Consider the following 23,476-nt stretch of genomic DNA (forward strand, 5'->3'; position numbering starts at 1 on the left):
GCTTGCTCGGTTAGAGCGAGCGCAGGCGATAGAGCCCGAAACGGTGGGTGCCGAGCACGAAACCGGCATAGCGTTCGTAATCGCGCGCCAGAAACGCCTGCACGACCGCTCGTGACTGGTGGTTGGGTTGGTAGGGATCGCTCCATTCGCCGATCATCACCACGTCGGGTTGGCCGGTCATGATCCGCGCGATCTCACGGACCGGATCAGTTCCGATCGCGGGCGCCTCGGTCCATGTGTTGAGGTGCGTGGGAAAGGCGTAGCGCGTGGGAATCGGCGCGCCGACCATGCGGTAGAGCGCCGGATCTCCATCGTACATGTAGAAGCTGCGGCTGTGGACCTGCTGACGGATCAAACCCGTCAAGGCTTCCGCCTCGGTCGCGTTGCCGTGGTTCTTCAACTGGATGCCCATCACGATAAGCCCGCCCAGTGCCGCAGCTCCGAGCAGGAGACGTCCGATCCACCGCTCTCCCGGAATTGTCCGGGCAAGGGCGGGGGCGGCAAGTACGCATAGCGGCGGCAGCATCGGCGCGACGTAGTGATCGTACCACGTTCCGAACACCAGATAGCCCACAACCGCCGCCAGACCCCACATGCGTAACACATTGCGCGCGGCCAGGCTCTGCGGGACAGGCAGGCTCATCAGCCGGGGCGCCAGAAAGATGGCAAGCCAGAACGGGGTCAGCGCCAGTGTCTGATTGAAAAGCCGCAGCGTCGCTTCAGGACCATCGGGAAGCCGTTGGAAGATCGAGACGAAATTCGCCTGAATGAAGTCCGCGCCGTGCCCGATCGCCATGAAGGCGCAAAGCGCAAGCAGCGTAGGCAGCAGCGCCACTGCAACCCAAACGATCGCCATCCGGCAGATTAGCGCCACCGAGCGCCCATCGACCCACGCACGGGCCATGAGGATCAGGCCAAACGCGATCCCTTCGAACAGCACGCAATACTTGATCTGCATCGCGAGGCCGGCCAGCGCCATGACCACGCAGCCCCGCGCGAGCAAGCCGGTGGTTTCAGGCCGCTTCCAGATGTCGACCAGCACGAGCACGGCCATGGCCATGAGCAGGTTGTAGAACACCGGAGCCTGACCAAACGCGCAACTGAAGCCGGGCATCGCAAAAACATAGACCAGACCGGCCTGCCATGCGGCGGTGGGAGGCGCGATCTTGCGCGCCAGCCGTTCGATCACCAGCGCAGTTGCAGCGGTACTGGCGATGCCGAACAATTGGTACGACAGCACCGGATCGATCGGCACCAGCAGGAAAAGCCGGTAGAGCACGAACAGCCCGACCGGTTTGCGATCCCATATGTCGACGAAGGGCAGCGCCCCATGCGCCCAACGGTCAGCAACCAATAAGTAGAATTGCTCATCGACGTGAACGAGTGGGTTGCCGATAAGCATGAATCGGAAAGCCAGTGTCGCCGCCGCATAGAATGCGAACAGGGTTGCAGCGGCAGGCCAAGTGCCCGTCTGCGAGGCGGTTCGAATGCGGGGCGGCAGGTGAAGCTTTCCGGCGCCTTTCGGCACGACTAGGACACCGGCGGTTTCGGTCATTCATGCACTCCAACGAAGTGTTCTTCGCGAAACAAACGCAGCGCACGTTCGTTCCCTTCGCGCGGGTTACCTTCTTCGTTGGGGAGTGGGTGTGAGGCAGCGTGGGGCAAATAACCCGGGGCCCCGCGGCAGTTTGGCCCCCGCCCTACAGGGGGGGGGGGGTGGGCCTGGTTCTAAAACGGCGGGGCGCCCTGGGTTATTTGCCCCACGCTGCCTAAGCCGCTGCAAGGCCGCAGAGTTTTCGTTATGAAGTTATCGTTGTGAATGCAATTGCGCGGCCACCGCTGCCAGTTCGTCTTGCGGAACGATGATGGTGCCTCGGCGGGGCTGATCCAGATCGAGAATCACCACGAAGGCTGACGCCAGAAGCGCGAGCAACAGGCTTGCACCGACAAGTCCCGAGCCGTGCTTGTGCGCATGGGCGCTGCCCAATACCCCCGCTGCGGCAAGGCAATAGAGGCCAAGCAGGACCAGAACTTCGCCGGGCAGGTGCGCCTGCCGTGCGGCATGGCGCATCGTGGCGGCATCGCCCATCGCGCTGTAGGACTGCGCCAGCAGCGGTGTGCGTGTGTCAGGCGGACCGCTGCGCAGGATCGCGAACAGGTCTTTGCCAAATCGCGCACGCTGCGCGTTGCCTTCGTTCCAGCGGATCTGCCAAGCTGCATCGTCCGCCGTGTTCCCCACCGCGACACGGATAGCCGCATATTCGGCAAGGCCCGGCTTGAGCGAGCGTGTCTCCTCGCTTGAAAGCAGCGCAAGGTTTGTGTCCATGGTGCTTATCGCATTGGCCTCGGCAACCACCAGCCGCCGCCGTTCCTCGAAACGGCCGATGGCAAGGCTGAGCGCAAAGGCCATGAGCAGCGCGAGCAGGCCGAACATCCCCGAAAGCACCGGATTGTCGAGCGGGTTTCCGGCATGATGCGCCGCCCAGTTGCGGCCGAGCAGATAAGCCACGACCATCGCCAGCAACAGCAGCGCGCCGGTCAAGGGCAACGACCAGGGCTCCAGCATCAGTCCTGCCTCATGCAACATGTCGGTCATTTGACCCAGTCGAGCCCGATCTCTTCATAGATCTCGCGGCTTTCGGCCCAGTTTTCCTCAACCTTCACGTGCAGGAACAAGTGGACCTTGACGCCTAACAGGGTGGCAAGTTCCTTGCGCGAAGCCTCGCCGATGGCTTTGAGCTTCGATCCGCCCTTGCCCAGCACGATGCCGCGCTGGCTGTCGCGCGCGATGACGATCTGCTGGTGGATCTCGATCGAGCCATCGGCGCGATGCTGATAGCTTTCAGGTCGCACCGCACTGTCATAGGGCAGTTCGTCGTGGAGTTGGCGATAGAGTTGCTCGCGGGTGATCTCGGTCGCCAAAAGCCGCTCCGAGGCGTCCGACACCTGATCTTCGGGATAGTGCCACACGCCTTCGGGCATCAGCGAGGCCAGCCGGGTCTTGAGTTCGGCCACGCCGTCGCCGGTCAGCGCGGAAACGAAGAACACTTCGTCGAAATTGCCCGCAGGGGACAGTTCTTCGGCCATGACCAGCAATGGCTCCTTGGCCGTCGAATCAACCTTGTTGAGCACAAGGATCTTGCGCTCGGGCCGGTCTTTCAATCCTTCGAGGATGCCTTCGAGGTATTCGCGCTTCTTCTTGCGCGCATCGACCACCAGCAGGATCGCGTCGGCTTCGTGTGCGCCATCCCATGCCGCACTGACCATCGCCCGGTCGAGCCGTCGCTTGGGCTCGAACAGGCCGGGGGTATCTGCCAGAATGATCTGCGTGCGCCCTTCGAGCGCGATGCCCATCAACCGCGCGCGGGTCGTTTGCGCCTTGGCCGAGACGATCGCGACCTTCTGGCCGACCAGTGCGTTGACCAGCGTGGATTTGCCCGCATTGGGCGCCCCCAGCACAGCAACAAGGCCGCAGCGGTCGGGAGCTTGGTTGGTGGCTTCGGTCATCCGTATGCTTTCATGAAATCGCGGGCGGCACTCGTTTCGGCCTCCTGCTTGCTGGAGCCGCGCGCTTCGGCTTCGCCCACGCCATTGACGGCGACCTTGACGACGAACACGGCGGCGTGGTCGGGCCCTTCACGGCTGACCAGAGTGTATATCGGGGGTTTGCGACGGTTGCCAGCCGCCCATTCCTGCAGCGCGGCCTTGGGATGCTTACGCTGCCCGGTGCCCCCGGCGAGCGGCGCCGCCCAGACACGGCGCACCATGGCGCGCGCCGCTTCATATCCGCGCTCGACGAACAGCGCGCCGATCAGCGCTTCCATCACGTCACCCAGAATGTTGTCGCTGTTGGCGCCGCCATCGTCGCGGGCCTGCTTGCCCAGCCGGATGTGCAGCGGGATGCCCAGCTTGCGCGCCAGATCGGCACACGTCTCACGCGAGACGAGCGCGTTGAGCCGCTGCGAGAGCTTGCCCTCGGGCCCCTCGGCGCGCTCGTGCAGCCATTCGCCGATGGCCAGACCCAGCACGCGGTCGCCAAGGAATTCGAGCCGCTGGTAATCGCGCGGCTCGCCCATCGAGCCATGGGTGAGTGCTTCGCACCACAAGGCGGGATTGGCCGGGGCAAAGCCCGTCAGGTGTTCAAGATAGGCCGCTGTCGGCGCGGCCAGCGTGTCAGGACCGGCGGGCTTGGTCAGAACGTCCCCCCGATGCGGTTCCAGCGCGCTGCGGTGAACCACGTCCAGGGCAGGAACCAGTTGGCGCTGCCATCGGTCGACCACATCACGATGGTGGCGCGGCCGACAAGGTTTTCCTGCGGGACGAGACCGATACCCTGACCTTCGATCGCGGGGAAGCGGCTGTCCATCGAGTTGTCGCGGTTGTCGCCCATCAGGAACAGGCGGCCTTCGGGAATGACCACCGGCGCGGTATCATCCTGCGGACGATAGCCAAGGTCGAGCACGTTGTACTGCTTGCCTTCGGGCAGCGTCTCGCGGAACTGGGGGTAATGGCAGGTGGCCGTGCCATCCTTCTCCTCGACCTCGAAATCGGGCGTCAGGCAATTGGTATTGGCCGAAACCGCGATGACGAAGTCGGCAATGCGCTCCTTCTTCACCGGCTTGCCGTTGATGTGCAGCACGCCGCCGATCATCTGGATGGTATCGCCCGGCAGACCGATCACGCGCTTGATGTAATCGACATCGTTGCCTGGCGGAGCCTTGAAGATGGCGACGTCGCCGCGCTTGGGCTGGGCTGCGAACCAGCGACCGGGGACCAGCGGCAGGCTGAACGGCAGCGAGTATTTCGAATAGCCATAGGGCCACTTCGCCGCGAGCAGGTAGTCGCCGTTTTCCAGCCGGGGGAGCATCGATTCCGACGGAATGTTGAACGGCGAAAAAATGAAGCTGCGGAAGATCGCAACGACCAGCACCAGCTTGATGAGAAAGACAGGAAAGCTGTCCTCCTTCTTCTGCGGTTTGGCTGGCTTGCCGACAGGAGTCGCGAGCGACGGGGCGGCAGCGGGCGCGTTTTCGATAGGATCGCTCATGGTCGCGGTCATGTGAAGGGCAAAGCCTCTCGTCAAGCAGGAAGTGCCGCATGATATGGCCGCGCGCATAGCTTTGCACGGACGTTGGTCGAACAATGGCAACGCTTGGCGGATAAGAAAGGAGCGGGCATGTAGCGCCTCGCTGCAGTTGCGAAAGGACAAGACGCGATGACCGAACAGCTCGAAAGCCTTTGGCAGGAACTTGAAGGCCTTGAAACTCCAACGCTTTCAGAGCTTTTTGGCGATCCGGGCCGGTTGGCGCGCTATGCCCGCGATCTTGACCTGCCCGGCGGGCCGATTCGGTTCGACTGGTCCAAGACCCATCTTTCGCCCGCGATCGAGGGCATATTGGAGAAGATCGCCGCGGCAACCGATTTTGCCGGACGCCGGGCGGCGCTGTTCGCCGGCGAAAAGATCAACAACACCGAAGGCCGCGCCGCCGAACACAGCGCCGAGCGCGGCATCGGCGCAACCAACGCCGTGGTCGAGGCCGAAGCGCTGCACGCCCGCATGAAGGGTCTGGTCGAGGCGATCCACGAAGGCCTGCTGGGCGAGGTCAAGAGCCTGATCCATATCGGCATCGGCGGATCGGCCTTGGGCCCGGCGCTGGCCATCGACGCGCTCGGTCGCGACGACACGCTGGTGAACGTCCATGTCGTCTCCAACATCGACGGTTGCGCGCTTGAAGCCGCTATGAAGGCCTGCGATCCGGCGACAACCCTGATTGCACTGGCCTCCAAGACTTTCACCACGACCGAGACGATGACCAATGCGGCCTCGGCGCTCGACTGGTTGCGCGAAGGCGGGGTCGACGATCCCTTCGGTCGCGTCGTCGCGTTGACCGCCGCCCCCGACAAGGCAGTGGAATGGGGCGTGGATGAAACACGCGTGCTGCCGTTCTCAGAGACCGTCGGCGGACGCTATTCGCTGTGGTCATCGATCGGCTTTCCTGTCGCGTTGGCGCTGGGCTGGGACGCGTTTCAGGCATTCCTCGATGGCGCGGCGGCCATCGACCAGCATTTCATCGACACGCCGCTGGCCGAAAACGTGGTCGTGCGCGCGGCCTTTGCCGATTTGTACTATACGCAAGCCTGCGGCACCCAGACCCGCGCGGTGTTCGCCTATGACGAACGTCTGGCATTGCTGCCCGACTACCTCCAGCAGCTCGAGATGGAATCGAACGGCAAGCGGGTAAAGGCCGACGGTACCCCGCTCGGACGGCCCAGTGCGCCGATCACGTGGGGCGGCGTGGGCACCGATGCGCAGCACGCTGTGTTCCAGTTGTTGCATCAGGGCACCCATCTGATCCCGGTCGACTTTCTGGCGGTAAAGATCCCCGGTCACGACCTTGATCCGCTGCACCACCAGATCCTGTTGTCGAACTGCTTTGCCCAAGGCGCGGCGCTGATGGCGGGCAAGGCGGCCGATGCGGGCGACGCGCTTGGCGGCGCGCGCGCCTATCCGGGCGACCGTCCTTCGGCGACGATTCTGGCTGACGACCTCAACCCTGCCACGCTGGGCGCGCTGATCGCGTTCCACGAGCAGCGCACGTTCGTTTCTGCGATGCTGCTGGAGATCAACCCGTTCGACCAGTTCGGCGTCGAACTGGGCAAGGCGATCGCCAAGCAGATTGACGCGGGCGGCGGCGAGGGTTTCGACCCTTCGACCGAGGCCCTGCTGGCGGCTGCCGGGATCGGCGCGGCAAACGCCTGAATACCAATGGGCCGTAACCGGGATTTTCCGGTTACGGTCCGCTGCTTTTGCGCAATAGCACTGGCGCAAGTCCCGCTCGCTCCCATATGAGGCGCTCTGAAGGAGCGAGGCATGAGCGAAGCGGCTTGGGACTACGATCTGTTTGTCATCGGAGCGGGATCGGGGGGCGTTCGCGCCAGCCGGATCGCGGCGGCGCATGGCGCGCGTGTGGCCGTGGCCGAGGAGTTCCGCGTTGGCGGGACTTGCGTGATCCGCGGCTGCGTGCCCAAAAAGCTGCTCGTCTACGGCTCGCACTTTGCCGAGGAACTGCAGGACGCGGCCAACTATGGCTGGACGGTCGAGAAGATGACGTTCGACTGGGCAAAGCTGCGCGATGCCGTGCTCAGGGACGTCGATCGCCTCAACGCGGCCTACACCTCGACGTTGGAAAGCAACAAGGTCGAGCGCTTCCTTGAACGCGCCACCGTCGTTGGTCCCAACACCGTGCGCCTGGCATCGGGGCGCGAGATCACCGCCAAGTATATCCTGATCGCCACTGGAGCCTGGCCGGTGAGGCCTTCGTTTCCGGGGGCGGAGCATGCGATCACCTCGAACGAGGTGTTCCATCTCGAAACCCTGCCCAAGCGGGTGGTCATCGCCGGTGCGGGCTACATCGCGCTCGAATTCGCCGGAATTTTCAATGCGCTGGGCTGTCACGTAACAGTGGTCAACCGTAGCGAGACGTTGCTGCGCGGGTACGACGCGGCGCTGCGCGACCGCTTGCTCCAGATCACCATGGCGCGCAGCATCGAATACAAGTTCAACTGCCCGTTCGAGCGGGTGGAAAAGCGCGAGGATGGCTCGCTGGCGATCCATCTGGGCGGCCAGACGCAGGCGCTCGAAGCCGATGTGCTGCTGGTCGCGACCGGCCGCCGTCCCAAGACCGATGGGCTCGGGCTTGAAGATGTCGGGGTGGAACTTGGCGAAAAGGGTGAAGTGCTGGTCGATGCGACCGGTCGCACCAACGTGCCGAGCATCTATGCCGTGGGCGACGTTACCGATCGCGTGCAACTGACCCCGATCGCCATCCGTGAAGGGCAGGCCTTCGCCGACCGCGTGTTCGGTGGGAAAGACACCAGGATCTCGTATGACTGCATCCCCAGCGCGGTGTTCTCGCAGCCACCGCTGGCCGCTGTCGGGCTGACCGAAGGCGAGGCGCGCAACCGTTACGGCTCGGTCAAGGTCTATACTTCGGACTTCCGACCAATGAAGAACATCTTCGGGCATCGACCCGAGCGCGGATTGTACAAGATGGTGGTCGATGCGGCGTCCGACCGGGTGCTGGGCATCCACATGATCGGACCCGAAGCGCCCGAGATTCTGCAGGCTGCTGCGATTGCGGTAAAGGCCGGGCTGACCAAGGCCGCCTTTGACGATACCGTCGCGTTGCACCCCTCAATGGCTGAGGAGCTGGTGCTACTCAAATAAGGTTGCAACTCGCAACCTTTCGCGTAAGCTGGCCCTTGATAATTTCAGGGGGAGTGAACGGCGATGCAGCTTGCAGGCAAGGTGGTGCTCGTCACCGGCGGCACCGACGGGATCGGTTTGAGGCTTGCACGTGCGTTACGTGACGCTGGGGCGAAGGTGACGATGACCGGGCGGACGGCGGCGCGTATTGCCGCCGCGCAGGCCGAAGGCTTCGAAGTCCTGCCTGCCGATCTTGCCGGGCCCGACGGTGTCGCAGGGCTGTTGGCCGCGATCTCCGGTCGCCAATTCGATGTGCTGGTCAACAATGCCGGGATGGGGGGCACCCATGACTTTCGCGAGGGCGCGCCCGTGGCCGATGAGGACGAGCGCACGCTCTACCTCAATCTCCATGCGCCGATCCGCCTGATCGCGGGGATGATCCCTGCGTTACGTGACCGGCCCGAGGCGATGATCGTCAACGTCACCTCGGGGCTCGCGATTGCACCCAGCACCGGTGCGCCCGTCTATTGCGCGACCAAGGCGGCCTTGCGCAGCTATACCCAGGCGCTGCGCTCGCAGCTGAAGGACACGCACATCCATGTGCTTGAGGCGCTGCCCCCCGTGGTCGATACCGCGATGACCGCGGCCCGCACCGGTAGCAAGCTGTCGCCAGAGGAATGCGCACGCCAGATCGTGGCGGCAATGCAACGTAACGCGACCGAGGCCAACGTCGGCATCGTCCGGATTTTGGCAATTCTGAACAATCTTGCACCCTGGCTGGTCCGACGCATCATGCTTTCGTTCTGACCTGGCGCAACCTGAGGAGACGCTCATGACCAAGACCGTTCTGGTTACCGGCGGCAGTGGCTACATCGCCGGGTTCACGATCCGCCAGTTGCTGGCAGAAGGCTGGACCGTGCACGCCACCGTGCGTAGCCTGGCCAAGGAACCCGTTTTGCGTCAGTTGCTTGGCGGGACGGCAGAGACGCTGAAGGTGTTTGCCGCCGACCTCACCTCCGACGCCGGATGGGAGGCTGCGGTGGCCGGATGCAGCCACGTCGCGCACGTCGCTTCGCCGTTTTCGACCAACGCCCCCAAGCACGAGGATGACCTGATCGTGCCCGCGCGTGAAGGCGTGCTGCGCGCGTTACGTTTCGCGCGCGATGCAGGTGTCGTACGGTTCGTCCAGACCTCGTCAGTGGCCGCGATCGCCTATGGCCATGGCAAGGGTGTGCACCGGTTTACCGAAAAAGACTGGACCGATGTCAACGGTCCCGATGTCTATGCCTACGTCAAGTCCAAGACGATCGCCGAGCGCGCCGCGCGCGACTGGATCGCGGTCGAAGGCGGAGCGATGGAGTTCGTTTCGGTCAACCCGTCGGCGGTGCTTGGGCCAGTCTGGAACGATGACTTCTCCGCGTCGATCGAGGTGGTCAAGCAGCTTCTGTCTGGCGCGCTACCGGGCTGTCCGGATATCGGCTTCGGCATCGTCGATGTGCGTGACGTTGCGGACCTGCACGTGCGCGCGCTGACTGCGCCGGGCATCGCGGGTGAGCGCTTCATCGCGGCCGGGCCTTTCCTCAAGCTGATCGACGTCGCGCGCATCCTCAAGGAGCGGTTGCCGCAACAGTCGCGCAAGGTTCCGACGCGCGGCCTGCCCGATTGGCTGGTGCGGTTTTCCGCGCTGTTCAACCCGATGATCCGACAGATCACCGGCGAACTGGGCAATATTCGCGATGCCAGCGCCGATCATGCCTTTGTCGTGCTGGGCTGGAAAACCCGCCCGCCCGAAGACTCGATCGTCGATTGCGCGCGCAGCCTGATCGAGCGCGGGGTGGTCAAAGTATAGCGTTACGTTACGACAGGCGTTGGGGGTGCCGGGGGAAGGGGGAACGGGTTCAGATCCCGGCGTACCATTGGTAGCCGCGGTTATCCTCCCAGAAGCCGCCCTTGCCGCCGGCAATGCCGTCCAGCGCAGCGACAGCCTCGATCCGCATCACGTACTTGGCCTGCTTGTAGCCCAGTTGCCGTTCTACCCGCAGTCGCAAGGGTGCGCCGTGCCCGATGCTGAGCGGCTGGCGGTTGAGGCTGTGCGCCAGAATCGTCTGCGGGTGGAAGGCGTCGACCATGTCGATGCTCTCGTAATAGGGTTTGCCTTCCAGCGTGTCGGCGCAGTGGAACACGATGTAGCGGGCGTTACCCGACAGCCCGACCTGCCGCAGCAGAAGCCCCAAAGGCACCCCGCTCCATTCTCCGATAGCGCTCCAGCCTTCGACGCAATCGTGCCGCGTGATCTGCGTTCGCGCAGGCGCAGCACGCAGATTCGCAAGGGAAAAACGCGAAGGCTTGGCGACCATGCCACCGACTTCCAGCCGCCAATCGGCAAAGCCGTTGGCGACGTGCGCGGCGTAGCCACCATCGTTGGGACTGCGGGTGCCATTGACGCGAAACACTGGCGACAGGTCGGCGCGGGTGAACTCGGGCGCAAGTGCATGGCGGTCCGTTACGAGACGCTGCGCGCTCATCGTTGCCTTCTCGCCCAAGGTCAGCACGCGCTTGACGGTGGGCGATGCGGTGATCCGGTCGCACCCTGCCAGCAGCAGGCCACCCGTTCCGATCAGGGCGTTGCGGCGGGTGATCAGTGGTGAGGTCATGGGCGGCGCTCCGCAGGTAGGCGATACCAGCCGGTAATGATGCTGCGCAACTCGTTCACCGGCCCGGCCAGCAGGACCATCAGCAGGTGCACCACGATGAACAGCGCGAAACCGGTCGCGCACAGAAAGTGGATCGAGCGCGCCGATTGCCGACCGCCAAATACTTCCAGCAGCCATGGCCACGCGGCGTTGAGCGCGGGTGACATCGTCAATCCTGTCAACACGATCAGCGGCAGGAGCACGAACAGGACCGAGAGGTAGGCCAGTTTCTGCACGGGATTATAACGCCGTGCCGCGGCCCCCGTGGGGAAGCGCAGCCGGGCGTGCTGCTTGATATCGTGCCACAGATTGCGCGGCTTCGCCTCTTCGGACGTCAACAGAAGATCATCCTGCAAGTGTCTTGAAAAAATGGCATAAATCAGAAATGCGATCCCGCCCAGAACCAGCAGCCAGGCAAAGAAAAAGTGCCATTCACGCGCTATCGTCAGGCTGTAGCTTGATGGGATCGTGACCAGCGGCGGGAACGCCTCTGCGGTCCCCATCGCATGGCCAAGCACCCCGGTCGTCGGAATCTCAGTCCCGAGCAGGTTGAGGTAGCCGTTAACGCCATGATGCCCGATCTCAAGCCACGCAGGGTCTGGATTGGCGCCGAATTTGCCCCAGTAAAGCCGGGGATGCGCGTTGAAGATCATCATCCCGCTCATCAGCATGATGAAGATGCAAAGGGCGTTCAGCCAGTGCCAAAGCCGGACCGGCAGCTTCGTCCGATAGACCAATGCTCGTTCGGCCATGCCACATCTCCCCGCGCTGCGTCACAGTGCCACCGTGCTGACCCGATCGCCAGCACTAAGCTTAGTTCGGAACAAGTCGCGCGGAAGTTACACTGCGATGCGCCGCTTTTGCGTGACGTTACGCCTGCCCTGCCAGCTCGCGGCGGGTAAATCGCCGTGTCTGAGCAGCACGCTGGCTCGATCGCGGCACCGGCCGCAGGGCGCGCAATGCCGCGCGCACGATCCACATCAGCTTGCGCCGATCGCTCACCACGGTGCGGTTGTCCCAAGCTTGCGCACCCCGCTTTTGCACCGCGCGCGCGATCTCGCCATAGATTCCCGCCGCCGAAAGGATTGCCCAACGCTGGCGAAAGCGCAAACGGGCTGCGCCCAGCCGAGCCGAACACTCGTGCGCATGGGCCAGTTGGCACAGTCGCGTGACAGCCGACACCAACCCTGCGCGATAGGGTGGTTTCATCTGCTCGCCGGGAGGAATTCCGTTTTCCGCCAACCACTCAGCCGGTACGTAACACCGCGCGGCGCGGTCGTCCTCGGCCACGTCGCGGGCAATGTTGGCAAGCTGAAAGGCAAGGCCAAGGTCGCCCGCGCGCTCCAGCGTCTCGTCATCGCCGGGGGAAACACCCATGACCACCGCCATCATCACACCGACCGCTCCGGCAACGTGCCAGCAATAACGCATCAGGTCGGCCTCGCTACGCGGTTGCCAGTCGGCCACGTCGAGCGCGAAGCCGGCGATCACGTCCTCGGCCATCGCCAGGGTCAGGCCGGTCTCGCGGGCGACAAGCCCCAGCGCGTCGAACGCCACGTCGCCTGTCGGTACGCCGGCAAAGGCTTGCGAGGTCAATCGGCGCACCGTTACGAGACGGTCGTCGACATCCTCGGGCCGGGTCAGTTCTCCGCCAAGCTCCTGCCCGTCGATCAGATCGTCACAGGCCCGGCACCAGGCGTAAAGCAACCACACCCGTTCGCGCGTGGTCCGGTCGAACAGGCGGCTGGCCGCGGCAAAGCTCTTCGATCCCTTGCGGATGGTCTGCTCGGCGGCATCAACCAGGCTCTGGCGCGTGTCCATGGCCGCAACGTTACAACTGGTTCGCGCTCATGGCAAAGACCGGTGTATGCGGTTGGTGCGCCGCCATCCGATCCAGCAGCGCTTCAATGGAAGAATCGGCGATCAGGATGCCCGCATGTGCCTCACGCACGAAGCCGGTGTCGATCATCGTGCGATTGAACGCGAGCAGATGGTCGAAGAAGCCGAATGCGTTCAGCAGGCCGACCGGCTTGGCGTGATAGCCAAGTTGCGACCAGCTTGCCGCCTCCCACAACTCGTCCATCGTGCCGACCCCGCCGGGGAGGGTAAGGAACCCGTCCGATAGATCGGCAAACGCCTGCTTGCGCGCATGCATTCCCGTTACCACACGCAGTTCGGTGCAGGCCGGATTGGCGATTTCGGCATTGGCGAGCGCTTCGGGGATCACCCCGATGACCTCTCCACCCGCACCCAGCGCGCCATCAGCCAGCGCGCCCATCAGTCCGCGCTTGCCGCCACCATAGACCACGCCGATCCCCCGCTGGGCGAGCACGCCGCCCACATCTCTGGCGAGCGCAACGTAACGCGGATCGGCGGGGCTGGCCGACCCGCAGTAAACGGCAAGCCGACGGAACGTTCGGACGGTCAAGCAAGATCCTCGATCATCAGCTTGGCTGTCGCCTTGGCGCTGCCGACAACACCGGGAATACCTGCGCCGGGATGAGTGCCTGCGCCAACCAGATAGAAGTTGCGGATGGCATCATCGCGGTTGTGCGCGCGGAAGAACGCCGATTGCGTCAACAGCGGTTCAAGGCTGAACGCGCTGCCCAGATGCGAGGAAAGGTCGGTCTGAAAGTCGCTGGGAGCGTAGTGGAACTTGGTCACGATGCGACTGTGGATGTCGGGGATCAGGCGCCGCCCGACCTCGTCCAGAATGCGCTTTTCGAGCAGCGGGCCCACCTCGTTCCAATCGACCGGCAGCTTGCCCATATTGGCGACCGGCACCAGCGCGTAGAACGTGCTCTTGCCTTCGGGCGCGACCGAGGGGTCGGTGACGCTGGGGTGGTGCAGGTAGATCGAGAAGTCCTCGGGCAGCACGCCATGCTTGTAGATGTCGTCGAGCAGCCCCTTGTAGCGCGGGCCGAACAGGATCATGTGATGCGGAATTCCCGGCCAGGTGCCCTCGATACCAAAGTGCACGACGAACAGGCTCGGCGAAAACTTCTTTTTCTTGAGCGATTTGGCCCGGCGCTGCGCTTGCGGATTATCGGGCATCAGATCACGATAGGAGTGGACGATGTCACCGTTTGAGGCAACCGCGTCGAACGAGGCCTGCCAGCCGCTTTGCGTTTCGACCGCCGTCACGCGATCGCCCAGCGAGTGGATCTTGGTGACCGGATCGCCGATGCGCGCTTCGCCGCCGATCCGCTGGAAATGGCGCAGCATTCCAGCGATCAGTTGGTTGGTGCCGCCGCGCGCCCACCATACGCCGCCGTCTTTTTCCAGCTTGTGGATCAGCGCGTAGATCGCACTGGTGGTCATCGGGTTGCCGCCGACCAGCAGGCTGTGGAAACTGAACGCCTCGCGCAGTTTCTCGTTCTCGACATAGCTCGAGACGACCGAGTAAACCGAGCGCCAAGCCTGATAGCGCGCCAGCGCGGGCGCGGCACGGATCATGCTGGCAAAATCGAGGAAGGGCACCGACCCAAGCTTGACGTAGCCTTCGCGGAAGACGCCGGCTGAGTAGTCGAGAAACGCGTCGTAGCCCGCAACGTCACGCGGGTTGAGCTTGGCAATTTCGGAACGCAGGACCGCTTCGTCGTTGGAATAGTCGAAGTTGGTACCGTCGGGCCAATTGAGCCGGTAGAACGGCATCACCGGCATCAGGTCGACATCCTCCGAAATGTGATGCCCGCTGAGTGCCCAGAGTTCTTCAAGGCATGGCGGGTCGGTAATCACCGTTGGCCCGGCATCGAACGTGAAGCCATCGCGCTGCCAGTGATAGGCGCGGCCACCCGGCTTGTCGCGGGCCTCGATCACGGTGGTGGCGATACCGGCCGACTGTAGCCGGATGGCCAGCGCGAGGCCGCCGAAACCGGCGCCGATCACACATGCACGTTTCATCAATGCTCCTGTCGTCGCGGATGTTGCAAGGGTGCAGGGCGGTTGCCGAGCCCGCTGATCACGCCGATGGCGCGCCCCAGCGGAACCGGCGGTTTGCCCGCAAGCACCCGCACTTTGTCCAATAGCGTTGGTTGACCGGCGTAGAAGCGCTCGATCAATCGGGAATCGAGCCGATAGAACCGTTCAAGCACTCGGTAGCGCTTGTCAGGATCGGCTGCTGCGAACAGCATGGCGGTCAGCATTCGAAAGAATGATCCTTCTTTCCAATGCTTTGACGACCATCGTTGAGAAAAATCCGCAAGTCCGTTCGAAGTCAGATCGATACGATCGGCCAGCGCGAGGGCAAAGCGGACAGCGTCGGGGACCGAATAGCTGGTAAGCGGGTGGAACAGTCCGGCGCGGGTGCCGGCGCGAGGCATATCGCGCCCGGACTGCGGCCACAATGTATCGAAATCGCCACCGGCAACGACAGGCAGGACGCCCTGTTCTTCCGCCACCACTTGCGCCACGGCCCATCCCTGACTTTCGGCGTAGGCCAGCACGCGCTGGCGCAACGACGTCACATCAAGCGCCGGGCCGTCGGCATAATAGGTGTCTTCGACAAAGACTTCGGTGGCATTGAAGGGCAGGCTGTAGACGAAACGATAGCCATCGTGCTGGTCGACAGTAGCGTCCATCACGATTGGTCGGGTCAACAAGTGGGGGCGATACAACTTCAGGTGAAGTCCTACAAACTTCTGCCAACCACCTTTGAATGCAGAGAAATCCTTCAAACCTCGGGTATCGATCACGGCATCTGCGGCAAATCGTGAACCATCAGCCAGCCGAACCTCACGCGGGGTGGCGGACACGACCGTGGCATTGCAGTGGATCGCGTCAGCAGGAAGCGTTGCGCGCAGCGTTGCATCGAGCCGGGCCGACGTCATCGTTGCATAGGGCGTGTCTAGCTGCCGGGAATGGGCCGGGAAGCGCACGTCGTACCCTTCCCACCGGGCAGTGACGAGCGGTGCAAGCAAGGCCTCTGCACCTGGCTGGAGATCGGTGTCGAACACCGACCACACATGGTTGCCGCCAAGCGCCGGTGCCGCTTCGAGGATGGACACCTTCAGGTCCGGCCGTCTGGCGGCCAACGCCAATGCGATCAGACCGCCCGACAGGCCGCCGCCAAGGATCGCTATGTCGCAGTGCTGCTCGGTCATCGAAATCCGGTTAGGCGCTCGTCCTGCCGGGCGCAACAAACCCTTTCGGGCCGGATGCGTTGCTGGCCATTGCCGAAGCGGGCCCGAGCGGTATCCAGCGGGCGGATTTTCATCGTCACCGCACGATTCCGCATTGCATTTTGATATGTATCAAGGATGATAACAAACGTTGCGACACCATGGCCGCAGGTCAAAAAGGCCGCCGGCCAGGCTGCAACGTAGCGGCATCAGGCCGGATCGCGGCAAGAGCGAACGAGGAGAGAGAGATGGCCCAAGGCGAAAACGCCGAGCATGTCGACGTGCTGATCGTCGGTGCAGGCATTTCAGGGATCGGTTCGGCCTATCATCTTCAGGACCAGTATCCCGAAAAGCGTTACGTTATTCTGGAAGGCAAGGACACTTTCGGCGGAACCTGGGAAACCCATAAGTATCCCGGTGTACGCTCCGATTCGGATCTCTACACTTTCGGCTATCGATTCAAGCCTTGGGTCGGCGCGCCGATCGCCAGCGCGCAGGCCATCCTCGACTACATGGGCGAGGTGATCGCCGAGAACGGGATCGACGCGCATATCCGCTATGGTCACTGGATCACGGCTTGTGCCTGGGACAGCGCCACCAATCTGTGGACCGTTACGGCACGGACCAATGACGGCGCTGAAAAGACTTTCACCGCCAACTTCCTTTGGATGTGCCAGGGCTATTATGACCACCATAAGCCCTACATACCCGCCGACTGGCAGGGGGTTGGCGACTACAAGGGCCAGTTTGTCCACGCCCAGCTGTGGGATCCGCAAACCGACTATGCCGGCAAGCGGATACTCGTGATCGGTTCGGGGGCCACGGCGGCCACGGTGATCCCGGCCTTTGCCGAAAAGGCGGCGCACGTCACCATGTTGCAGCGCTCGCCGACGTATTTCTATTGCCACCCCAACCAGAATGAGCTGGCCGATCGCTTGCGCCAGATCGGCATCGACGAACCGACGGTGCACCGGGTTGTGCGCGCGCAGATCATGCACGATCAGGCGGTGATGGACCAGCGCTGCGTCGATGAGCCCGATGTGGTGGCGGCCGAGCTGCGTGAACTTGCCAAAGTCTATGCGGGCGAGGATTTCGCGTTCGAACCGCATTTCAAGCCCAAGTATCGCCCATGGCAGCAGCGGCTTGCGTTCTGTCCCGATGGCGACCTGTTCCGCGCTGCGGCCGAGGGCAAGGCCACGGTCGTGACCGACACGATCGACCGCTTCACCGAGACCGGCGTGCTGACCAGTTCAGGCCAGTTGATCGAGGCGGACATCATCGTGGCGTGCACCGGGTTCCATCTGTCGGTGCTGGGCGACATTCCGTTCAGCGTCGATGGCAAGCCGGTCAACTGGGGCGATACCGTTACGTACCGGGGGATGATGTTCACCGGGGTGCCCAATCTGGTCTGGGTATTCGGCTATTTCCGCGCCTCATGGACGCTGCGCGTCGACTTGCTCGGCGACTTCGTTTGCCGCCTGCTGCGCCATATGGACGAGCACGGCTCGCATCGCGTTGAAGTGGCGCTGCGGCCCGAAGATGAAGGCATGGAAATCCTGCCGTGGATTGAACCGGAAAGCTTCAATCCGGGGTATCTCATGCGCGATCTGGCCAAGCTGCCCCAACGCGGCGCCAAGGACGAATGGCGGCACAACCAGAACTACTGGCTGGAACGCGACGCGATCCCGGCCATCGATCTGGACGCGCCCGAGTTCGTCTACGATGGTGTTCCCGCATCGGCAAAGGCTCTGGAAGCGGCCGAATAGTTCGCCGAAGCCTCACTACCCCCCCGGTCGGCGCGCCGGGGGGCATCCGATGATCTTTGAGTTCGGCATGCGGATTGAATGCCACCCGGCGATGGCGTAGCTTTCGAGCCCGGAGCTGCAGATTGGTCTCCGGAGGCCCGTGGTATGCGCATCGAACTGCAATATGCGCTGGCATTCTCGCTGGCCGCAGTGATCATCGTCGCGGGGTTCTGGCCAAGCTTTTACGCCGATCCGACGCAGAACGAGCCGTTCCGCACGGTGCATGGCCTATGGGCGACGGGTTGGCTGCTGATCATGGTGACGCAGCCCTGGCTGATTGCGACGGGCCGGTTCGGTTGGCACCGCCGACTTGGCGCCATCGCCCGACTGTGGTTCGCGGCGCTGGCCGTGTCGATCCTCGTCGCGGTATGGCGGATGCTGTCAGAGCCGCGCGGCGTGGGTGACGGGCTGACCGCGCGGCAAGCGGTCGGATTCGTCAACCTGGTCGGCCTTCCCGTGATCGTCGCGATGTTCGTTCTGGCGATCCGTGCAGCAAAGGCCGGGCGCATCGCCGATCATCGGCGCTATCTTGCTTGCGTTGTCGCGGTGATCCTGCCGACCGGAATGGTACGACTGGTCACTGCGATCACCGGCCAATTCAGTCCGCTGAACATTGCGGGCGTGGGGTTGCTGGTGGGACTGGTGATTCTGGCCATTGCCATCAGGGACCGCCTTGCCAGCGGGGTCTGGTTCAAGCCTTACTTATGGACCATTGCGGCTTCCGTCGGGCCACTGATGCTGGTGCCGCTGGTGATCGATGCGCCGCTCTGGCTGGGAATCGTCCGGCTTGTCGGCTATCCGGGGTAGGGTCGGCTATCCGGAGTATGGTATGCTCTACCGTCATGCCGCCTCGACTGCACGTCCCGGCACCGGCAGCGGGTTGCCGCGATCGCTGGCCCGCTTCTCCCCCCGCGCGATCTCGCGCTTCAGATCGCGGACATAGGCGTCGAAGTCCAACTGGATGGTGTGGCGCCTTGCCGCGTAGTACTGGCCGGTGTGGAATTTCTCGTCAGCGACGATCGTGTGCTCCATCGCATCGGGTGCGGGCAGCGCATACTTGCCCGCCAGATAGGCCGCGATCAGCTTGGATTGCTGTTCGGCAAAATTGACCAGAGTCGGCAGTGGTTGACCCAATCCGGCATAGAACAAGTCGGGCACGCCGGGTTTGATGATCCGCTTGAACAAAGGCGGCGGCCGATTGTCGGCATCAGCGCAAAACGCGGGATCGTCGAAGAACGGGAAACGAATGTCGTACCCCGTCGCCCAGACGATGACATCGACCTGCTCGCGGCTGCCGTCGGCAAACACGACGCTGTCGCCATCGAGCCGCTCGATTCCCGGCTTCATCGTCAAGTCGCCCGATCCGGCGCGCAGCAGGAACTCGCCCGAGACGGTGCCGTGGCTTTCGAACGGGGCGATCTCCGGCTCGGGCAGGCCGTAATCGCTCATCCGTCCGACCAGCTTCTTGACCATGCGGCCGCCCAGCCATTGCCGCAACCGCTTGGGCATCCAGGCCGGGGCGGGGTTCTTGTCGAGCGGCTGGCCCTGATAGTACTTCGGGAAGATCCAGACGCCACGCCGGGCCGAGACGAACAGCTTGGCGGCTATCGGTCGCTGCGAAAGCTCCGAAGCGATGTCCATCGCGCTGTTGCCCATGCCCACCACCAGCACGCGCTTGCCGACGCAGGCGACCGGCTCGAACGGGCTGCGATAGGCGTGGCTGTGGATCTGAGCGCCATCGAAGTGGCCGGGATACTCGGGGATGCGCGCGGCCCAATGGTGGCCGTTGGCGACCACCAGCGCGTCGTAGCGGCGGACCTCTCCGCTCGATAGTGCGATCTCCCAGCCACCGCCGGGTTGCCGCCGCGCTTTTTCGACCCGCGTGTTGAAGGTGATCGCATCGCGCACGCCGAAGTGATCCACATAGTCGTGGAAATATTGCAGCAGATTGGCGTGGTGCGGATAATCGGGCCATTCGGCTGGGACGGGAAAATCCTCGAACGCGAGCCGCCATTTCGATGTGTCGATATGCAGGCTCTGATAGCAGGCCGACATGCCGTTGGGGTTGTTGTAATACCAGTTGCCGCCGATGTTGTCGGAGGCTTCGAACTGGTCATAGGCAATGCCGTGATCCTTCAGCCGCTTGGCCACGGTAAAGCCCGAGCAACCGGCGCCGATGATGCAGACTTTGGGAAGTGCCATGTGCTTTATCTCCCCGTCAGTCTTGCACGAGATGGACCGGCATGGCGGTGAAGCCATGCAGGAACGGGCTGGCAAGGCGGGTGGGTGCGGCTTCGGGAATGACACGCAGCCGGCGCGTTGCCAATTCCTCGATCACCGTGGCGATCTGCACTTCGGCAAGGCGCGCCCCGACGCAGCGGTGGATGCCATGGCCAAAACCGACGTGTCGGCGGGCGTTTTCGCGCGTGACGTCAAAGCGTTCGGCGTCGGGAAACACGGCTTCGTCGCGGTTGCCCGAGATGTACCACAGCACGATCTTCTCACCCTCGCGGATCAATTGCCCGCCGATTTCGTGATCGCGCGTGGCCGTGCGGCGCATGTGCGTGACCGGCGATTGCCAGCGGATGATCTCTTGTGCGGCATTGGCGGCCAGCTTCGGATCGTCACGCAGCCGGTCCAACTCGGACGGATAGCGGTCGAGCGCCTCGATCAGGCCGCTGATCGAATTGCGTGTGGTGTCATTCCCGCCCACGATCAGCAGCGCGATGTTGGCGATCCGTTCAAGCGGCGACAGGCTGCCGAGCGCCTCGGAATGGACCATGCGGCTGAGCAGGTCATCACTGGGCGGCAATTGCCGACGCGCTTCAAGTTCGCGATCAAAGCGCTGGAGCATCTGCCCCATCTGGACCTGAAATTCGGCGCGATAGGCATCGTTGAGATTGTCTGCCGACACGCCGCTGGCCCAATCCGACCAGCGCTTGATATCCGCCCATTCCTCGAACGGCATGTCGAACAGGATGCACAACATGCCGATGGTGAGCGGGATCGAGACTCGATCGACCCAGTCGAAGCTTTCGCCGAGAGGCAGCGTTTCGATCAATCCACGCGCGCGGTCGCGCACCAGCCGGTCCAGCTTGACCATCTGGCTAGGCCCAAAGGCAGGCGCGATGACCTTGCGCTGCGCGGTGTGGATCGGCGGATCCTGCGCAATGAAATTGGGGAAGTCGGTGCCGCCTACGGTGTCGGCAATGGTGATATTGCCGCGTTCCCATGATGACGAGAACACGTCGGGTTGCAGTTCGATCTGCTGGATCAGATCGTGCGTCACCGCCGACCAGTAGCCGCCGAACGGGCTGTCCTGCCGCCAACTGAGCGGCATGTTGGCGCGCAACCAGGCAAAGGGATCACGCCAGGTGTTCTGCGTATAGAGCGCGTTCTCGCTGACGTCATAGGGGCTGATCGCACGGTCGTGCGCAAGCGTTGCCGTTGCCATGTTCCCACTCCAAGCGCCCGTCTTTGGCGACAGGCTTGCCGCAGAGTATGTTTAATCATTCGATTAAAGTCCAGAGGGTTTGCGATCACTAGCGCTGCCTTATGCGAGACTGTCTCGTGTTGCAGGTGGACGCCTGCCGTGAATGGCCGTAAAGCGATTCCATACCCCGGGGAGCCAGTGCTGGCTGAGAGGGGCTGGTCACGCAGCCCGACCCGTTGAACCTGAACCCGTTAGCACGGGCGGAGGGAGGGCTGGCCGCATTGCCTGCTGCACACTCCCGTTCGCCCCGTTGAAGGAGCGTGCGCATGGCCGACATCAATTCTCCGCTGGAAATCGGCGTCACTACCGGACCGATCCGGGGCAGCCGCAAGATCCACGTCGAAAGCCCGCGCTTTCCGGGGCTGACCGTGGCGATGCGCGAAATCAGCCTTGAGCCGTCATCGGGCGAGCCGCCGCTGCGGGTCTATGACACTTCGGGTCCGTACACCGACAGCAAGATGGCGATCGATATCGCCGCCGGTCTGCCGCAACTGCGCCGCGACTGGATTCGCGACCGCGGCGATGTCGAGGAATATGCAGGGCGCGCTACCCGGCCTGAGGACAATGGCCAGCTTGGGCCGGACCGGTCGGGCGGGGTGCCGCCGTTTCCCAAGGTGGTGCAGACCCCGCTGCGTGCAAAACCCGGGCACAACGTGTCGCAGATGCACTATGCGCGGCAGGGCATCATTACGCCCGAAATGGAATACGTCGCCATCCGCGAAAACCTTGGTCGCCGCCAGTTGAAGGAAGCGCTGGTCCGCGACGGGCAGGATTGGGGCGCTTCGATCCCCGATTACGTCACCGCCGAATTCGTGCGCGATGAAGTGGCGCGCGGCCGGGCGATCATCCCCAACAACATCAACCACCCCGAAAGCGAGCCGATGGCGATCGGGCGCAACTTCCTCGTCAAGATCAACGCCAACATCGGCAACTCGGCGGTGGCCTCGAACGTCGCCAACGAAGTCGACAAGATGGTCTGGTCGATCCGCTGGGGCGCCGACACGGTGATGGACCTGTCGACCGGGCGCAACATCCACGACACGCGCGAATGGATCTTGCGCAACAGCCCGGTGCCGATCGGCACCGTACCGATCTATCAGGCGCTGGAAAAGGTCGGCGGCATTGCCGAAGACCTGACCTGGGAAGTGTTCCGCGACACGCTGATCGAACAGGCCGAACAGGGCGTCGACTACTTCACCATCCACGCCGGTGTGCGCCTGCCCTACATTCCGCTGACCGCCAAGCGCGTGACCGGCATCGTCAGCCGGGGCGGCTCGATCATGGCCAAGTGGTGTCTGGCGCACCACAAGGAATCGTTCCTGTACGAACGCTTCGACGAGATCACCGAGATCATGAAGGCCTATGACATCGCCTATTCGCTGGGCGACGGCTTGCGCCCCGGATCGACCGCCGATGCCAACGACGAAGCGCAGTTCGCCGAGCTTTACACGCTGGGCGAACTGACCAAGCGCGCGTGGGAACACGACGTGCAGGTGATGATCGAGGGCCCCGGACACGTGCCGATGCACAAGGTCAAGGAGAACATGGACAAGCAGCTTGCCGCGTGCGGCGAAGCGCCGTTCTACACCTTGGGGCCGCTGGTTACCGACATCGCACCCGGTTACGACCACATTACCAGTGGTATCGGTGCGGCGATGATCGGTTGGTTCGGCACCGCCATGCTGTGCTATGTCACGCCCAAGGAGCACCTTGGCCTGCCCGATCGCGATGACGTGAAGGTCGGCGTGGTCACCTACAAGCTGGCCGCCCACGCCGCTGACCTTGCCAAGGGTCATCCCGCCGCGCGTCTGCGCGACGATGCGCTGAGCCGGGCCCGCTTCGACTTCCGCTGGCGCGACCAGTTCAACCTGTCGCTCGATCCCGATACCGCCGAACAGTACCACGACCAGACGCTTCCGGCAGAGGGCGCCAAGACCGCGCACTTCTGCTCGATGTGTGGCCCCAAGTTCTGTTCGATGAAGATCACGCAGGAAGTGCGCGAATTTGCCGCCAAGCAGAACGCGGGCGTTGAAACCTTCGTCGCGGCAGAGGACGCCGAGCGCGGTATGGCGGAAATGAGCGAGAAGTACCGCGCGGGCGGTGATCTTTACATGCCCGCAGCAGAGTGAGGGCGGGGGCGCGATCGGGTCAGCAGGTCG

At 63.4% G+C, this 23,476-nt stretch carries 20 protein-coding genes and 1 riboswitch; of the genes, 7 read left to right on the forward strand and 13 right to left on the reverse strand.

What is annotated here, in order from left to right:
* Window positions 1-10: 10 nt before the first annotated feature.
* The 5 genes from LDN95_RS06600 to lepB form a co-directional block, all read right to left on the reverse strand.
* Complete coding sequence (locus tag LDN95_RS06600) at window positions 11-1,555, reverse strand: hypothetical protein (protein ID WP_226016850.1); 1,545 nt, start codon at window positions 1,553-1,555, stop codon at window positions 11-13.
* Between the two features lie 252 nt (window positions 1,556-1,807).
* The gene (locus LDN95_RS06605) at window positions 1,808-2,596 is read right to left on the reverse strand and encodes a hypothetical protein (protein ID WP_226016851.1); all 789 of its coding nucleotides are present in this window, start codon (window positions 2,594-2,596) and stop codon (window positions 1,808-1,810) included.
* On the reverse strand, window positions 2,593-3,507 hold the full coding sequence (gene era / locus LDN95_RS06610) for a GTPase Era (RefSeq protein ID WP_226016852.1): 915 nt from the start codon (window positions 3,505-3,507) through the stop codon (window positions 2,593-2,595). The genes LDN95_RS06605 and era overlap by 4 nt, the downstream gene beginning before the upstream one ends.
* Complete coding sequence (gene rnc / locus LDN95_RS06615; RefSeq protein ID WP_370631662.1) at window positions 3,504-4,220, reverse strand: ribonuclease III; 717 nt, start codon at window positions 4,218-4,220, stop codon at window positions 3,504-3,506. Before rnc ends, era begins: the two co-directional genes overlap by 4 nt.
* Window positions 4,193-5,047: a signal peptidase I gene (gene lepB / locus LDN95_RS06620; RefSeq protein ID WP_226016854.1), complete on the reverse strand. Its 855-nt coding sequence runs from the start codon at window positions 5,045-5,047 to the stop codon at window positions 4,193-4,195. The genes rnc and lepB overlap by 28 nt, the downstream gene beginning before the upstream one ends.
* Window positions 5,048-5,215: 168 nt before the next feature.
* Between lepB and pgi the strand changes: the two genes are divergently transcribed.
* The 4 genes from pgi (at window position 5,216) to LDN95_RS06640 (ending at window position 10,055) form a co-directional block, all read left to right on the forward strand.
* The gene (gene pgi / locus LDN95_RS06625; protein ID WP_226016855.1) at window positions 5,216-6,760 is read left to right on the forward strand and encodes a glucose-6-phosphate isomerase; all 1,545 of its coding nucleotides are present in this window, start codon (window positions 5,216-5,218) and stop codon (window positions 6,758-6,760) included.
* Window positions 6,761-6,871: 111 nt separating this feature from the next.
* Window positions 6,872-8,227, forward strand: coding sequence for a glutathione-disulfide reductase (gene gorA, locus LDN95_RS06630; RefSeq protein ID WP_226016856.1), 1,356 nt, complete (start codon window positions 6,872-6,874; stop codon window positions 8,225-8,227).
* 63 nt (window positions 8,228-8,290) lie between these two features.
* Window positions 8,291-9,013 carry an SDR family oxidoreductase gene (locus LDN95_RS06635; protein ID WP_226016857.1) on the forward strand — a complete coding sequence of 241 codons (723 nt, stop codon included), beginning with the start codon at window positions 8,291-8,293 and terminating at the stop codon, window positions 9,011-9,013.
* A gap of 25 nt (window positions 9,014-9,038) precedes the next feature.
* On the forward strand, window positions 9,039-10,055 hold the full coding sequence (locus LDN95_RS06640; protein ID WP_226016858.1) for an NAD-dependent epimerase/dehydratase family protein: 1,017 nt from the start codon (window positions 9,039-9,041) through the stop codon (window positions 10,053-10,055).
* 49 nt (window positions 10,056-10,104) lie between these two features.
* Here LDN95_RS06640 and LDN95_RS06645 read toward each other — a convergent pair whose 3' ends face one another.
* The 6 genes from LDN95_RS06645 to crtY form a co-directional block, all read right to left on the reverse strand.
* Window positions 10,105-10,860, reverse strand: a complete 756-nt coding sequence (locus tag LDN95_RS06645; protein ID WP_226016859.1) for a molybdopterin-binding protein — start codon at window positions 10,858-10,860, stop codon at window positions 10,105-10,107.
* Complete coding sequence (locus tag LDN95_RS06650; protein WP_226016860.1) at window positions 10,857-11,651, reverse strand: cytochrome b/b6 domain-containing protein; 795 nt, start codon at window positions 11,649-11,651, stop codon at window positions 10,857-10,859. The genes LDN95_RS06645 and LDN95_RS06650 overlap by 4 nt, the downstream gene beginning before the upstream one ends.
* Before the next feature lie 118 nt (window positions 11,652-11,769).
* Complete coding sequence (locus LDN95_RS06655; protein WP_226016861.1) at window positions 11,770-12,720, reverse strand: phytoene/squalene synthase family protein; 951 nt, start codon at window positions 12,718-12,720, stop codon at window positions 11,770-11,772.
* 10 nt (window positions 12,721-12,730) lie between these two features.
* Window positions 12,731-13,327 (reverse strand): TIGR00730 family Rossman fold protein, encoded by a 597-nt coding sequence (locus tag LDN95_RS06660; protein WP_226016862.1) that lies wholly within the window; start codon window positions 13,325-13,327, stop codon window positions 12,731-12,733.
* Entirely contained in the window at window positions 13,324-14,802 is a 1,479-nt protein-coding gene (locus LDN95_RS06665) for a phytoene desaturase (RefSeq protein WP_226016863.1), read from the reverse strand. Before LDN95_RS06665 ends, LDN95_RS06660 begins: the two co-directional genes overlap by 4 nt.
* A complete protein-coding gene (crtY, locus tag LDN95_RS06670; RefSeq protein ID WP_226016864.1) occupies window positions 14,802-16,001 on the reverse strand; it encodes a lycopene beta-cyclase CrtY in 1,200 nt (399 codons plus the stop codon). The genes LDN95_RS06665 and crtY overlap by 1 nt, the downstream gene beginning before the upstream one ends.
* A gap of 266 nt (window positions 16,002-16,267) precedes the next feature.
* Between crtY and LDN95_RS06675 the strand changes: the two genes are divergently transcribed.
* On the forward strand, window positions 16,268-17,785 hold the full coding sequence (locus LDN95_RS06675) for an NAD(P)/FAD-dependent oxidoreductase (RefSeq protein ID WP_226016865.1): 1,518 nt from the start codon (window positions 16,268-16,270) through the stop codon (window positions 17,783-17,785).
* A gap of 144 nt (window positions 17,786-17,929) precedes the next feature.
* Window positions 17,930-18,631, forward strand: coding sequence for a hypothetical protein (locus LDN95_RS06680; protein WP_226016866.1), 702 nt, complete (start codon window positions 17,930-17,932; stop codon window positions 18,629-18,631).
* Window positions 18,632-18,664: 33 nt separating this feature from the next.
* On the opposite strand, the gene LDN95_RS06685 is transcribed toward LDN95_RS06680, so the two are convergent.
* Window positions 18,665-20,026 (reverse strand): NAD(P)/FAD-dependent oxidoreductase, encoded by a 1,362-nt coding sequence (locus tag LDN95_RS06685; protein WP_226016867.1) that lies wholly within the window; start codon window positions 20,024-20,026, stop codon window positions 18,665-18,667.
* A gap of 16 nt (window positions 20,027-20,042) precedes the next feature.
* Window positions 20,043-21,278, reverse strand: coding sequence for a cytochrome P450 (locus tag LDN95_RS06690; RefSeq protein ID WP_226016868.1), 1,236 nt, complete (start codon window positions 21,276-21,278; stop codon window positions 20,043-20,045).
* Between the two features lie 157 nt (window positions 21,279-21,435).
* Window positions 21,436-21,543: riboswitch (TPP riboswitch) on the forward strand.
* 40 nt (window positions 21,544-21,583) lie between these two features.
* Here LDN95_RS06690 and thiC point away from each other — a divergent pair.
* The gene (gene thiC, locus LDN95_RS06695; protein ID WP_226016869.1) at window positions 21,584-23,446 is read left to right on the forward strand and encodes a phosphomethylpyrimidine synthase ThiC; all 1,863 of its coding nucleotides are present in this window, start codon (window positions 21,584-21,586) and stop codon (window positions 23,444-23,446) included.
* Window positions 23,447-23,476 lie beyond the last annotated feature (30 nt).

Source organism: Novosphingobium sp. FKTRR1, assembly GCF_020404405.1.
Taxonomy (GTDB): domain Bacteria; phylum Pseudomonadota; class Alphaproteobacteria; order Sphingomonadales; family Sphingomonadaceae; genus Novosphingobium.